Annotated in this window: 17 protein-coding genes and 1 tRNA gene; 11 read left to right on the top strand and 7 right to left on the bottom strand. The window is 46.2% G+C overall.

The features are described 5' to 3' along the window. Positions 1–64: 64 nt before the first annotated feature. Entirely contained in the window at positions 65–838 is a 774-nt protein-coding gene (locus SBG41_RS05085) for a CBS domain-containing protein (RefSeq protein ID WP_317896498.1), read from the bottom strand. A 137-nt stretch (positions 839–975) separates the two neighbouring features. On the opposite strand from SBG41_RS05085, the gene SBG41_RS05080 reads away from it, so the two are divergent. From SBG41_RS05080 to SBG41_RS05065, 4 genes are all read left to right on the top strand, one after another. Further along, positions 976–1302, top strand: a complete 327-nt coding sequence (locus tag SBG41_RS05080) for a DUF167 domain-containing protein (RefSeq protein WP_317896467.1) — start codon at positions 976–978, stop codon at positions 1300–1302. A 90-nt stretch (positions 1303–1392) separates the two neighbouring features. After that, entirely contained in the window at positions 1393–3375 is a 1983-nt protein-coding gene (locus tag SBG41_RS05075; RefSeq protein ID WP_317896466.1) for an arginine--tRNA ligase, read from the top strand. Positions 3376–3421: 46 nt separating this feature from the next. Continuing rightward, a tRNA-Arg gene (locus tag SBG41_RS05070) sits at positions 3422–3499 on the top strand. A 153-nt stretch (positions 3500–3652) separates the two neighbouring features. Next, complete coding sequence (locus SBG41_RS05065; RefSeq protein WP_317896465.1) at positions 3653–4678, top strand: hypothetical protein; 1026 nt, start codon at positions 3653–3655, stop codon at positions 4676–4678. Here the strand turns inward: SBG41_RS05065 and SBG41_RS05060 are convergent. The 3 genes from SBG41_RS05060 to SBG41_RS05050 form a co-directional block, all read right to left on the bottom strand. Beyond that, positions 4675–5025, bottom strand: a complete 351-nt coding sequence (locus tag SBG41_RS05060; protein WP_317896464.1) for a hypothetical protein — start codon at positions 5023–5025, stop codon at positions 4675–4677. The two genes, SBG41_RS05065 and SBG41_RS05060, sit on opposite strands and share 4 nt — an antisense overlap. Positions 5026–5169: 144 nt before the next feature. Beyond that, positions 5170–5457 (bottom strand): hypothetical protein, encoded by a 288-nt coding sequence (locus SBG41_RS05055; RefSeq protein ID WP_317896463.1) that lies wholly within the window; start codon positions 5455–5457, stop codon positions 5170–5172. A 59-nt stretch (positions 5458–5516) separates the two neighbouring features. After that, positions 5517–5699, bottom strand: coding sequence for a hypothetical protein (locus tag SBG41_RS05050; protein ID WP_317896462.1), 183 nt, complete (start codon positions 5697–5699; stop codon positions 5517–5519). Positions 5700–5789: 90 nt separating this feature from the next. On the opposite strand from SBG41_RS05050, the gene SBG41_RS05045 reads away from it, so the two are divergent. Both SBG41_RS05045 and SBG41_RS05040 read left to right on the top strand, forming a co-directional pair. Then, positions 5790–6137 (top strand): hypothetical protein, encoded by a 348-nt coding sequence (locus SBG41_RS05045; protein ID WP_317896461.1) that lies wholly within the window; start codon positions 5790–5792, stop codon positions 6135–6137. Beyond that, positions 6109–6750, top strand: a complete 642-nt coding sequence (locus SBG41_RS05040) for a MarC family protein (protein ID WP_317896460.1) — start codon at positions 6109–6111, stop codon at positions 6748–6750. Before SBG41_RS05045 ends, SBG41_RS05040 begins: the two co-directional genes overlap by 29 nt. 33 nt (positions 6751–6783) lie before the next feature. Here the strand turns inward: SBG41_RS05040 and SBG41_RS05035 are convergent, their stop codons facing one another. Beyond that, on the bottom strand, positions 6784–7134 hold the full coding sequence (locus tag SBG41_RS05035; RefSeq protein ID WP_317896459.1) for a hypothetical protein: 351 nt from the start codon (positions 7132–7134) through the stop codon (positions 6784–6786). Between the two features lie 535 nt (positions 7135–7669). Here SBG41_RS05035 and SBG41_RS05030 point away from each other — a divergent pair. Both SBG41_RS05030 and SBG41_RS05025 read left to right on the top strand, forming a co-directional pair. Continuing rightward, positions 7670–8824: an AAA family ATPase gene (locus tag SBG41_RS05030; RefSeq protein WP_317896458.1), complete on the top strand. Its 1155-nt coding sequence runs from the start codon at positions 7670–7672 to the stop codon at positions 8822–8824. A gap of 4 nt (positions 8825–8828) precedes the next feature. Further along, positions 8829–10142, top strand: coding sequence for a vWA domain-containing protein (locus tag SBG41_RS05025; RefSeq protein ID WP_317896457.1), 1314 nt, complete (start codon positions 8829–8831; stop codon positions 10140–10142). On the opposite strand, the gene SBG41_RS05020 is transcribed toward SBG41_RS05025, so the two are convergent. Next, complete coding sequence (locus tag SBG41_RS05020; RefSeq protein ID WP_317896456.1) at positions 10135–11007, bottom strand: TatD family hydrolase; 873 nt, start codon at positions 11005–11007, stop codon at positions 10135–10137. The genes SBG41_RS05025 and SBG41_RS05020 overlap by 8 nt on opposite strands. Positions 11008–11387: 380 nt before the next feature. Between SBG41_RS05020 and SBG41_RS05015 the strand changes: the two genes are divergently transcribed. Together SBG41_RS05015 and lrs14 are read left to right on the top strand one after the other, a co-directional pair. Continuing rightward, the gene (locus tag SBG41_RS05015) at positions 11388–11930 is read left to right on the top strand and encodes a stage II sporulation protein M (RefSeq protein ID WP_317896455.1); all 543 of its coding nucleotides are present in this window, start codon (positions 11388–11390) and stop codon (positions 11928–11930) included. A 70-nt stretch (positions 11931–12000) separates the two neighbouring features. Then, entirely contained in the window at positions 12001–12396 is a 396-nt protein-coding gene (lrs14, locus tag SBG41_RS05010; RefSeq protein ID WP_317896454.1) for an HTH-type transcriptional regulator Lrs14, read from the top strand. Between the two features lie 10 nt (positions 12397–12406). On the opposite strand, the gene SBG41_RS05005 is transcribed toward lrs14, so the two are convergent. Beyond that, on the bottom strand, positions 12407–12733 hold the full coding sequence (locus tag SBG41_RS05005; RefSeq protein ID WP_317896453.1) for a ribbon-helix-helix domain-containing protein: 327 nt from the start codon (positions 12731–12733) through the stop codon (positions 12407–12409). 202 nt (positions 12734–12935) lie between these two features. On the opposite strand from SBG41_RS05005, the gene SBG41_RS05000 reads away from it, so the two are divergent. Continuing rightward, positions 12936–13517 carry a ZPR1 zinc finger domain-containing protein gene (locus SBG41_RS05000; RefSeq protein WP_317896452.1) on the top strand — a complete coding sequence of 194 codons (582 nt, stop codon included), beginning with the start codon at positions 12936–12938 and terminating at the stop codon, positions 13515–13517. Positions 13518–13525 lie beyond the last annotated feature (8 nt).

The raw sequence follows: 13525 nt of genomic DNA, 5'->3' as shown, positions 1-13525 counted from the left end.
CAAATGAGTCTTCTTGCAAGTACGGTTACTAAGCTTAGTGCTGCGAAAAGCAATGATAGGGCCATTAGTATTTCATTCGGCTGCATTCTTTTTCATCCATGTATGCTCTGACTAGGTCCCTCTCGGTCATAATTGCCTTAAGATCGTGGTCCTCGAGTAAGAGGACAGCTCTCTCAGTAATAGCAAGGATTATTTCTGCCACATCGCTGACCCGGGCTTCGTCATAGTTGAGTACTGCTGCTGGTGATGCGTACTCGGCCACTGGTCGTAGAAGGGTTTCTGCTCTCGGCTTTCGGACTATTGCTCGCAGAAGCGAAGACATTGTTGAAATATAGTAGTCTTCGTCGTACTTGAATGGCATTCGTCTAAAGCCTTGCTCAAGCATGAATCCGAGCGCTTCTATGAGCGGTTGTTCAGGCTCTCCTACGACTACATTATTTGTTGCGTATCTTCTTGCAGGCTTTTCTGAATCAAGTAGCTCGAAGGCAGTATCCAGCTCCGCGTAGCCTCCTAGGAACTTGCCATTATCGTCCACGAGGGGCACGAATCCTATGTTTCGAGTCACTATTAGCTCTGCTGCCTTGCATAGATCCGGCTCACGTATCACGATAGGGGGTTTTGTCGATATCTCGGCCACAGCCGTGTCAAGCACTGCCTCCATGGTTGCTTGCTCTACTGTTCCTGCATTCTCAAAGGCTTCTACAACATACTTTGCAATATCCTTTACGGATAGTATACCTACGAGGATATTGTTTTCATCAACAACTGCTGCATGGCCTATGCCGCGCGTAGCAAACAATCTTATGGCCTTGCTTATCGGTGTACCGGTATCAACTATCTCATAGAATCTGTGCAGGCCTTAGGCACCCCCCTTCTAGCATAGTGTATGCTTCTCCTAGAATACTCTTTTTGCCCACAGCATCCACAAGGTTATATGGATGTGAAGATGGCGTTCTCTCGTAGAGGTGAACTAGCATGGAGGAAGCACTGAGAAAGCTAATTCAGGAAGGAGAGAACTACGTCGATGTAACTCTCTACGTTAAGCCGGAGGCTAGATTCACGGGGCTCAAAATGGAGACCGGCGAGCTGGTATTCTACACAGATGAGCCTCCAATAGAGGGGAGAGCGAATGCAAGCCTTGTAAGGTTCTTCGCCAGGTTGCTGAAGGTGCCGACATCGAGGGTAGAGATAGTCTACGGCGCGCGCTCGAGGACAAAGAAGATTAGGATACACGGTGTGACCGCTGACCAAGTCATAGAGAAAATTATTGAGGCGCTTCGGGAAACCGAGGCTAGAGCCTAGTCTGCGCGGAAAAGGAATATAGCGTTTTTAGCATAAAACAAAACAGTACCCTTAGTCAAGTATTTTAGCTATAAGGGCGTGTTGGAGGCCTTGCAGGCGACACGAAGAATATATGAGCTTACGCCTTATCGTGTCCTTGCACGCGCTGTTGCAGAGACACTGCGGGCAATGGGCACCACGGTGGAGGAAAAAGAGGTTGAGTTCATTGTTTCTGAGTCACCTCGGCCAGAGCTAGGGGACTACGGCATCCCTGTGGCACGCTTCGCTAAGAAGCACGGCGTGGACTTCAAGCTATTTTCTCAAAGTGTTGCGGAGAGGCTGAGGAAGATAGAGCACGTTGCAGATGTGAAACAAGTTGCGGGCTATGTTAACATAGTTCTAGATGCTTCGGTGATCTCGAAGGAGCTCTTCAGGGCGGTGCTCGAGGACGGTGAGAGCTTTGGGCACTTGAAGGTAGATAAGCCTCTTAGAATAGTCGTTGAGCATACGAGTGCGAACCCAGTACATCCTCTACACATAGGCCATGCACGTAATGCTGCACTGGGAGACACACTTGCAAGGATGCTTAGAGAGAGAGGACACGTTGTGCAAACTAGGTTCTATATCGATGATATGGGGCGCCAAGTAGCAGTGCTTGTTTATGGGGTTAAGCTTCTCGGCGGCTTATCTATACCAGGGAATGTTAAGCCTGATCACTGGATAGGCCTTGTCTATGCGCTTACTCATACCCTTGCAGATATAGAGTCTCTGAAGAAAGAACTCGAGCAGCTGAAAGAGCAGGGTGAGGAAGAGAAGTATAGGGAGAGGCTAAGGGAGCTCGACGAGCTTGTAGCAGCAGCCTCGAGGCTAAGAGAGAAGGCTCCAGAGCTTTTCGAGAAGCTCGCAGAGGCCGTGAAGGGCAGGGATCCAGACAAAGATATATCGGAGATAATGAAGAGCTACGAGTTTCGCAGAGACGAGGAAATAGTAAAGCTTACGCGAGGCGTTGTAGAAGAGTGTCTAAAAGGTTTTAGGGAGACACTCGCAAGGCTCGGCATTGGCTTTGACCAGTGGGACTGGGAAAGCGACCTAGTATGGAGCAGCCTTGTAGGCCGAATCCTTGAAGAGGCGCGCAAAAGCCCCTATGCAACGACCTATAAGGGAGCACTAGCACTAAACCTCCAACCAATCCTCGACGACCCCGTCGTACGCCAGGCGCTAGGAGTACCAGAGAACTATGAAGTCCCACCACTTATCCTACAGAGAAGCGATGGCACAACGCTCTACACTACAAGAGACATAGCGTATAGCATAAAGAAGTTCAGAGAATTCAACGCAGACAAAGTGTACAACGTGATCGCGGCAGAGCAAAGGCTCCCCCAGCTCCAGATAAGGCTCGCACTCGTAGCACTCGGCTACCGACGTGAAGGCCTCAACATGCACCACTACGCCTATGAAATGGTTCACCTACCGGGGCGCCGAATGAGCGGCAGGAGAGGCGAGTACGTCACACTGGACGAGCTCATAGACCAGGCTGTCGCGAGAGCACGAGCAGAGGTTGAGAAGCGCTCACCCAACCTACCCGAAGAAGAGAAGCAAAAGATAGCAGAAGCAGTAGGAACAGCGGCAATACGCTACACACTAGTCTCAGTCTCAGCAACGAAGCCAATGACGTTCAACATCGAAGAAGCGCTCAACTTCGAGCAGAACAGCGCACCCTACATACTCTATACGCATGCCAGAGCAGCAAATATACTCGCAAAAGCAGCGGAGAGAGCAATAAGCATAGAGTGGAACAACATAGATTACAACGCAGCAAACGAGAACCCCTTGAGAAGAAAACTCGTACTACAACTGCTCAACTATCCATATATATTTGCAAAAGCAGCCGACGAGCTCAAACCAGAACTAATAGTAGCGTATCTCAACAACCTAGCAGACACCTTTAACAAGTGGTACACAAGCGGCGACAGCGCAATAAACGAGCCCGACCCAGCCAAGAGGAACTACAAGCTAGCACTGGTATACACAGCTAAAACCGTGATAGCAAACGCGCTCAAAGTGCTTGGCATAAAACCCCTCGAAAGAATGTAAAAACACCCTACCCTTACCAATCTAACAGACAACACGGGAACCAGGCGGGCCCGTAGCCTAGCCAGGATAGGGCGCCGGCCTTCGGAGCCGGAGGTCCGGGGTTCAAATCCCCGCGGGCCCGCCAACCTCTTTTATCTAAAAATTGTTTCTATCTTTTTGTAAAAATGCAGCAACAATTAAGATGTGTTTCTTGGTCGGAAGCTCCTTCTCTGTTATATCTTAATCTACTTGCTTCTAGGGGAGAGTACTACTAGAGTATAGGGAAGAGATGACCAAAATGATGAGAATACCTTCTTGGTGTAAACCGGCTTTAAATACAACAACTGTGCTTCCGGGCGATATCGTTATTAATATAAGCAATGGTGGTGTTTCTGCTGTCGTTAGGCGTGTTATTGGTGGATTCTATCTTGTTGTTCCTAAGTACGTTTTCGGCCAGGGGCCTTGGAGGTTTCTTGGAGAAAGTCTTGAGCGGCTACTTTCTAGTTATGCACCTGGCGAGGTTTATCGTGCTGCACGTAGATCCGGTTTCTTGTCATATGTAGCTCAGTATGGTAGGGATGTGCCGCTTATATCGGTAGGGCCTTGTGAGAGGAATGTGATTGTTTGTAGTGGCAAGTTGTTTGCTGATATGTTTTACCGTATACGGGGTCTTGATTACCTTGAGGTATGGATTGAAGCAGTATCTGAGCTCCGGGACTTAGTCGGCTCCGGTGTTATCGAGTGCTTGAGACCGACGGGTTCTCTTCTTATGGGGAGTTTTATGGAGTTCTCTGACATAGATGTCGTGTTTGATATTGCTTCTCCCTGGTGCTATGAGCGCCTTATAGAGCTGGTTGAAGCTGCGGAGGAGAAGCGCGTTCCTGTTGGCGAGAGGTTCTTGTCAGAGGAGTATGTTTTGCATGAGGCTTCTAGTAGACATATACCCTTAGGGGTTGCTAGGAGGGTCTTGAGGCCGTGGACGAGGCTCCGCTTAGCCGGCCGCGAGGCTAGCATCTCTGTTCTCGACTCGCAGCGCAGAACCGAGGAGGAGAGAAGAGTATGGATTATTACCAGCGAGGTTACTGAGACGCGGGTTAGTGTTGAGCCATACGATGCAAGGCTTGGGGATTTTCCGGGAATCGTTGAGACGAAGGAAGGCTATATCGTTGTTTTTGATGGGTTCTATGTTCCTGCTCTCTTCGAGGGAGGCAGGTTCCGTGTGAGAGGGCTAAAAGCTAGGATTGTCTTAGGAGGCGGCGACTCGGTTGATGCTATAGCTGTGGGGGTTGCTGAGGCATCTACATTTGTTGAGCCTTTATCTTAGGCTTTTTCCAGCGTTTTTCCTACTGATTTGCTTAGTATCTCATAGGCTTTGCTTAGAGCTGTCTTCTTTGCTTCTGGCGTCTCTGCCGCTAATGCTTCAACTATTGCTCCAAATAAGCGGTAGAGGTCAAGTAATTCGTCCCTCAGAAACTCTACTTTCTCTTCTAGGTCACTTATCCTCGTGTTCATAACGTCCATTAAGACGTCTATTGTGTGGAGGATCTCGTCAAGGCCCTCCACATGTTCATGGTGATGGTGGTGATGGTCGTGTGTTTCCTGGACTTCCTCTACGACTTTTTGAAGGTCCTCCTCCTTCTTTGGTAGCGTCATCCTCATACGCTTACCCATACTGCTCCACCTCTCTTATCCAACGCCAGGCGTTTGAGGAGTATGCCCGAATAGTATTAATTAGCTTAGCGTTTACGTCCGGACCGGCTATGAACAAAAGTGGTGCTAAGATCTAGTTATCACTATGGGACCCCGTTGAACGCGCTATTGCTGTTGCTCGTCCTCTTCGGGGACAAATACTTCCTCCTTGTCAACCACTATGTCTAGTACAAGGTCCTTGTTATGACGCGATATGAACGATAGGTACGTAATAACCTTTCTCGCACCTCTGTCGTCGACGCACTTGGTCTCATATATTTTCCCATCCTTTGTCTCAACAAAGAAGCGGGTCATGCCGGGAGTATCGCATTTTTCCCACCAATACCTTTTGGCTAAGCCAACTGCAACTAGGCCCTCCAGGTGAGCCACTGGAATACGAGGATAGTGTGCCATACTCATCGCCTCTCCGTTTGCCTGAGGACACCCGGAGCAATAACTGTTTTCAACAAGGTTTAATTAGTGGACATGCCGCAGACAACAACGTAGATTGCAAAGGAAATGATTAATAGGAGGAGCGCACCGTGGTTCACCATTATGAGGTGCTTGTTCTCAGCACTGTTTTCCCTCGCCTTTATCTCTACTAGGAATAATCCTGCCAAGAGTGCCGCGAAGACCAGGTAAACGCCGAGCGACATTTCCTCGCCCTGCTTAACCTCTACTCCCTTTAGGCTTTGCTTTAGAAGGTTTTATACTGATTCATTACTGGTCTAGAATAGGTGCTGTAGGTGGAGGATAAGGCTAGAATTGCACAAAGGATTGCTGATGCTCTGAAGTACTTTGGCGGCTTTGTTTACCAGGATTCGCTGGATAGACACGAGGACGTTATGAGCGTTGTCAGAGAAGCTGGTCTTGCCTTTCTTCTCAACACGGTTGTGATTGATAGAAGGCAAAGGATTTATGCACTCCTGCTTAACGATAAGCGATGCCAAGTACAATGCGCGCACAGCTCTGGCTGCCCAGAAGACGATGACATTTGCAAAGAGAAATGCTTAGAGGATTGCAGGAAGGAGCTCATAGACAAGGTCGTGGAGGCGCTAAATAGGTATGCCGAACGCATTAAACGCAAGCATTAATCTAACGTACATGATTCATTCACTAACAATATTATTCATAGCCATAGACCCCGTAGGCAATGCCCCCCTATTCTATGGGTTAACATCAATGCTCTCTGACGAAAAACGCCAAAAAATAGTTAAGGACAGCTGCGTGGTTGCAACAATAATACTGTTAATCTTTGCACTTGTGGGCGACCTATTGCTATATTATTTCGGCTTATCCCTCGCAGACTTCCGCATAGCTGGCGGAATAATACTGCTAATCTACGGAATTGCCGGTATCTTCGGCTGGACCGAGGCAACAGGAATACGCCATCCAGAAGAGGCTGAAGCGATAGCAATAGTGCCGCTTGCTACACCTCTTCTAGCTGGCCCCGCAGCCATAGCCACTGTGCTATATATAAAGGCGATTTACGGCATACTGTACGCGATTATAAGCATAGCTGTAAACACAGCCATAACCTATGCAATGCTTGCCTATAGCGAGAAATTATTAGAACTTCTAGGCGAGAACGGTGCACTCGCACTCTCTAAGATAATGTCAATCCTACTAGCAGCGATAGCTGTGTCGATGATAAGGGCGGGCATAGTTGAGGCTATAGCAACGGCTAAGAGCAAGACAACAACCTAGCATTCTTAGCTAAAAACTATAGCAGGAAAAAGGCTACTGTGATTCCTCCTTCTGAGCCTCTATTCGATACTCTTTTCCACCTATCTCTACAATCGCATATACTGCTTCAAGGTTACGAATAATGCCGAAGTATATGCTTAGCGACGACTTTGGAGCTAGGGCTTGGTCTATAGTTATTCTCTCTGTAACGCGTTTCCGTAGGTGTCCGAGCTCAACGCGCTCCGTTGATTCCATACCGGATCGCGCTATGTATACGAAGTACTCGACTTCTATGGCCTTTAGGTTTAACTGCTTATCACACTTATTGGTTATAACTATTTGAGAGTCTTCCTGCTTATAGCTTAGACAATTCTCTAATTCTTTTACAATATCTTCCGCGTGCATTGAGAGCCTCCGTCTGATGCATACTATTATGCCCCTTAGTAAGTGTTTCAGTTGCCGTGCTTCAAGAATTAGGCTCAGAGCCGGTGGAGGGCGCTCATCAGGAATCGCCGACGTGCAATCCTCTTCATCGCCCTTGTTATTATTCCCTATCTGTAGTACCGGTAATAGAAATAATGCTAGCAACACGTTTTTAGCACGTAGGAGATGAGGAGAAACCCCGTCTCATGAGCACGGGCTGTGATGAGTGCACCGGTTACCGATCCTACGATAAGAAGAAGGCAGTAGACGAGATACGATTGCTCGCTATGACGCTATTATCAAAATGTTTAAGTGAGTAGTTAGTTGTCAGCTGAGCAACTCGTCTTCATCCCTGGTAGCCAGGGGTCAGCTGAAAACCGGGCTCATCCTCGGTTTTATAACAAGTCCTTGTCAGATATATTATTGACTAGCTCTATAACCATGCTATCATAGATAGGAGGTAAGATATATTCCCTAGCAAAGGCTTGTGTAATACTGGTTATGGGGCTGCACAAGGTTGAAGCTAGTCGATAAAGGTGTTGAAGGACTCTTAGAAAAAGTCCAGGCGTTCTATAAAGCACTGAGAGAGCCCTTCGTAGCTCGAGACGAGGAGGTAGAAGCGCTGACCCTCGCACTGATGGCTAGGGAGCATGTTATTCTGATTGGTGAGCCGGGCACAGCTAAATCAGCCATAGCTAGGAGAGCTGCTGAACTCATTAATGCAAGATTCTTCAAGTACCTCTTAACCAAGTACACAGAGCCCAGTGAACTGTTTGGGCCTCTGGACCTCAATGCTCTCCACGAAGGCAAATACGTTAGGATTACTAAGGGCAAGATGCCGGAAGCCGAAATAGTGTTCCTCGACGAGGTGTTCAACGCTAACTCTGCAGTGTTAAACGCACTCCTAAGCATTATGCAGGAACGTATATGGTATGATGGTTACACAGAGATTCACGTACCTCTATGGACTCTTATAGGTGCAACCAACCGTGTGCCCGAGGAGCCAGAGCTAGAGGCTATCTATGACCGCTTCCTCATAAGGCAATATGCTAAGCCCGTGCCCGAGAACAAGTGGAGCGAGCTACTGGATGCTGGGTGGAGAATAGAGTCTGGTAAGGTCCCGCCGGCCGAGCCAGTGCTAGACATGAACACCCTCATGCAGGTTCACAAGCTAGTGTTCAACGTTGATCTCTCACAGGTAAAGCCGAAGCTGCTAAGGCTTTACGCAATATTCGAGGAAAGAGGTATACACCTAACAGATCGAAGGAAGACAAAGGCGCTGAAGGTAGTTGCTGCACACGCATTGCTAGAGGGGAGAATTGTTGCGCAGGAGAAAGACCTAGTTGCACTAAAATACGTAGCACCGAGAGATATAGAGGACTTCGAGAAAGTACATATAATACTGTCTGAAGAGCTCAAGATGCCAGAGCGCTTCATAAAAGAACTCAACGACATAAGGGCCAATGTCAGGGAAACGTACCACCTTGTCGACACGATGCGGAGCTATGATCCGAGACTCGTTGACTTGTTTAGGAGCTTAAAGATAGCTAAGAGTAGAATATTGAACATATTAAAGGAAACCGATAATCAGAGCGTGAAAAAGCTCGCCGAGCAGACACTTGAGGAAATAGATAAACTGCTTGAAAAAATCTCATATAAACTGGGGATATAGCCAGATGCCATATATTAAAGGCGTAAGCCTAGATGATCCTCCGACAAAGTATCGAGCCGAGAGAATAATATCCATACTTCATAAGCTTCTTCCAAACCCGGCCCATAAGCCGGATTTCTTTGACGAGAAACTCTCAATATCAATATACTATGCACTCTTTCTTCCATTCCCCATTCTAAGAGAGCCAGAAAAGAAGGATCAAAAAGAATTGACAAAGTATGCTCTGCTCTCCGCGCTTTTGTCCTCAAACCAGTTGAGAAACGTTAAGCGCTATACTGTGGCTGATTCAACCACTAGTACCGTCGTATCAGCAGTACTAATGGAAACTATAGCTGAAGAGCTTAGGAGGCTAAACCAGCACCAAGGCGGAGACGCGAAAGCAGATGAACAAATGCAAGCACCAAGCGCTGGACAGAGTAACGAGGAGCTTAACAACATAGTTGACAAAGCTCTAGAGTCGGTTCAAGATGTTGCTAGACAAGCCAAAGAAATATCAAGTCTTGCTATGAAATTTGCAGCTGGAAACGCATCTATGCTCTCACTTGACGACGTTATCCAAGACGTTATCAACTTGGCTAAAAACACTAATGTAAAAGCAATCTTTGAGGTACTTAAGCTAGTTGAAGACGAGGCGAACATGTATATACGGCTTAAAAAGGTTCCGAGCCCTCGAGGCGAATTAGAAGGCTATGAACTCGGCAACGACGTTGAGAAGATAGTGCCAAGTGAGCTTGCTCTACCAAAAGAGCTATTTCTTATCAAGTTTGCCGAGCGAAACCTGCTTCTATACCGAAAAGTCGTCACAAGGGATTACGGTAAATTCTACATTCTCCTAGACAAGAGCGGCAGCATGATGGGGCTTAAAATTGTATGGGCAAAGGCAGTCGCACTCGCGCTAGCACAGCGAGCAGTTAGGGAGAGAAGAGAATTCTTTGTACGCTTCTTCGACAGCATACCTTACCCGCCAATCCGAATCTCTAAGAGAATTCATGGAAGGGACGTAGTAAAGCTACTAGAGTATCTTGCACGCATAAGGGCCAATGGCGGAACCGATATAACGAGAGCAATACTGACCGCGACCGACGATATAGCGTCAACAACTTCCGGGAACCGGGTCTCTGACATAATACTGATAACTGATGGTGAAGACCGGGTAGCTATAGATATGGTAAAACGGGGGCTCGCGCGCGCAAACGCAAGGTTGCACACAGTTATGATCCACGGCAACAATCCGGACCTAAGAGCTATCTCTGATAGCTACATGGTTGCAACAAAACTTGACAAATATGAGGCACTGAAAGTCATTTCTATTAGCTAGGCGCCTCAACATCATAGAAAGCTATAATGTTATCAATATTTATTTTAGCAACGACTTCCTCGTCTATTATGCCTTCCTGTAGTAGAGCTAATTGATTATCCACGATTTCCCACGGGCATGAAGAGACGCAAGGCCTTTTAGGGTCATCTATGTAGTCCGACTCAATAAGCACTCTATCAATTCTCCTTATCTGCTGAAGCGCTTTTCGTAAGAGCTCTTTCTTACCAGGCAGAGTTGCCCAGAAACCGCTTTGTGTCGCAATGTCTGCTACGCGTGTCGACGCATGATGAAATAATATGAGGTGTCGGGGCGCTTTAGCTAGCTCTACGAGCTTCTCAACAGTCTTTACTGTTGCTGCGCCGGAGTTCTCAAGATGAAGATGTATGCGACACCCGCCGCTTACGAGTTCGAATGCTCTTAGCATTATTGTTGACGCTATAGCTAAGCGCTCCGGCATCGTCTTATAATGTTGACGGCCAACTTCGCCGATTCCGTTAATAATTCCCTTTTCGCAAAGCTCTACCTCGTACTCTACAACCTTAATGCCTACATCCAGAACCTCCTCTGGCGCCATACCAATGCTTATAAGCTTATCAACATCAGCTGGATGAAAGCCTGCAAGACATGATACGCGTATTCCTGCTTGCCGTGCCTCGGCACATCCCTTTAAGAAAATCTCTATGGACCTAATATACGCGTCAAAGGCTGTTCTTGGCGTAATATTTATTCCATAGTGCCATGGCGAGAGCGCAATAAATGCAATGAACCAGCCGTTTTTCTCCTTAAACTTCTTAGCTATATTAAATGCACCTAACCCCTTTGGAGAGAAATGTGCATGTGCATCAGCAAACATGAGTCCAGACATGACTGTCACCCTTCCAACACCTTCAAGACTATGGTACGGCTACCCCCGCTTCATGCTTTCAGCGAAGGACCACTTCATCATACCCTGGAGCACCCAGGGTCAATAAGTGTAGGGGCATCATCACAAGACAAGCATTATTCCATTTCCATGCCAGCGCGTCATTTTAGACTACTTTTTTGGCTATAGAGTTCCGAAGATATGCATGGAAGTAATGAAGATATGAATCAGTCCTCACACGGTTCTTCATAGGAATGTTGATCCTCGGCCCGGAATCGTTCATCACGGCTGCTTAGCTTCTCATATTCTCTTCTTATGATAGGTCCTGGTAAATACTATATTATGTTGCGAGTTTATTCTGTATTCTTGCGGTGCCAAAACACATGAAGCCAAGTAGCGCCATTTTTAAAGTACTATTGGCGGCTTCTATAACGTTAGCCTACATAATCGGAGCAATAATGGGGCTTTCGCATCCCTATGCTGAGCTTATTAAAGAAAACAAATACCTAAACATAGTTAACACCTTACCCGCATTTTGGGAATTTATATCAATATATTTAAATAATATAGTAGTATCGTTAATTATCTTTATATTTTCTTTAACTATACTGCTTGGATTCTACCAGGTCTGGATAAACGGCTACGCAGTTGGCACGGTAATAGCGCTTGCACTTAAGAATAATATACCTATCCTTACAGTACTATCTCTCCTCCTACCGCACGGAGTAATAGAGATACCAGCAATGCTCTATGCCGCCTTTCTCGGAATTCAATTACCTTTCTCTATTAATAAGAAAAATAGGGCCGGAAAAACGCTTTTAGCCAAGACGTTAAAAGGTCTCCTTACAGTTTCCGTGTTACTTTTCATCGCGGCCTTTGTTGAAGCTTTTATTACGCCAATAATCGCTGCGTTAGTAACTAGTTGAGAAAAAGATAATAAATAGTCTAACCATATTATCAAAAATGGCGAATAAACTAGCTTAAAGGGGAACTAACATGTCGGCAAGCCTCGAAGAAATAAGGCTCAGACTTCCTACAGGGAGAGAGGCAAGCATAGTAGAGGGACTACGCTTCTGCTACGATCTAAGCGAAACAGATACAGCAATATTAGTGGAACTACTCAAAGGCAAAGAATACACAGTAGACGAACTTGCAGAAAAACTTAAGCTAAGCAAGGCCACCGTTAATAGAAGCCTAACAAAGCTCGTTGAGATCGGATTCGTTTCAAGAACACGCGAAAAGAAGGGAGGCGCAGGAAGACCAAAATACAAATACTACGTACAAGACCCGGAAAAAGTTATTCAGAAAATAATATCGGACTTCGAGCAATGTGCACGCACATATAGAGAAGTCCTACAGGAACTCCTCTCTAAGATAGGAACGCGAAAATAACGGAAACCGCCTAGGCTATATCGGTAGCAGTATCAAGAACTACCAATGCTCCGTCCTTAACCTTTTTATCTTCATCATTATCGTCTATTTTCATTGCAGGATTATTCTCGATAACACTTACTTCCTGAGTAGATTCAAAGGATATACTGCTAACCACTTGCATGTAATAAATCAATGCCTCGCGTATGAACTCGCTACGCGACGTATAGCCTAGGCTCCGCCACAACCGGTCTATCTCCTCAAGGAGGTCGACTTCAAGCTTTATGCTAACCACTTTCTTAGGTGAAGGAATCACTATGTCAAAGACAGGGCGCTGCACTCTATTAATTCTTGCCATGCTTTCACCACGTACCTCCTAGCATATGATATTACGTTGAGCCTAAAATATAGGGAAGTTTTTAAATAATTGTCATAAAAACGCTCAATAACATGTGAGAATTTTTAAATCAAACAGGATGAAAGAGGTAAGGGTAATACTTTCAGATATTACAAATACGTATTAGTTCAAGCTCTAATAGTGAAAAACATAGGTGCAAGAAATGAGTACCAAGCAGCAAGACGAATTATTGAAAAATAACAGCACAAAATTAGTAAAGCTAGGAGAAGCAGTAGTAACATGCCCAATTTGTGGATCAAAGTCTCTCCGAATAACTGATTACTTATACGATCTACCGCTTGTTGGAAAGATAATACTCACGACTGGCAAGTGCGAGAAATGCGGATATAAGTATAATGATGTAAGACTTGCCGAGGCCAAGCCACCTCAAAGAATAATACTCAAAGTAGAAGACGAGGACGACCTCAACGCGTTAGTTGTGAGGGCTTCATCAGCATCCATAATTATTCCAGAAAAAGGCCTTGAGATGCACCCAGGGCCTGCCTCGCAAGGCTTCATAACTACCGTGGAGGGGCTTCTTGAAAGATTCCGCGAAGCAATAGAACTTGCTTGTAAAGACCCCGAAGCAAGTAAGGAGAAATGCAATGAACTCCTTGAATGGATAAAGCGGGCAAAAGAGGGACAAGAAGACTTTACCGTCATAATAGAGGATCCCGAAGGAGTTAGCACAATAGTATCTCCGAAAGCTAGAACCGAGCCACTTAATGAAAAAAGACGGGACTAACTCATAAT

The sequence above is a fragment of the Pyrofollis japonicus genome (assembly GCF_033097485.1).
Lineage (GTDB): Archaea > Thermoproteota > Thermoprotei_A > Sulfolobales > Pyrodictiaceae > Pyrofollis > Pyrofollis japonicus.
This window is presented reverse-complemented; position numbering and strand designations above follow the sequence as displayed.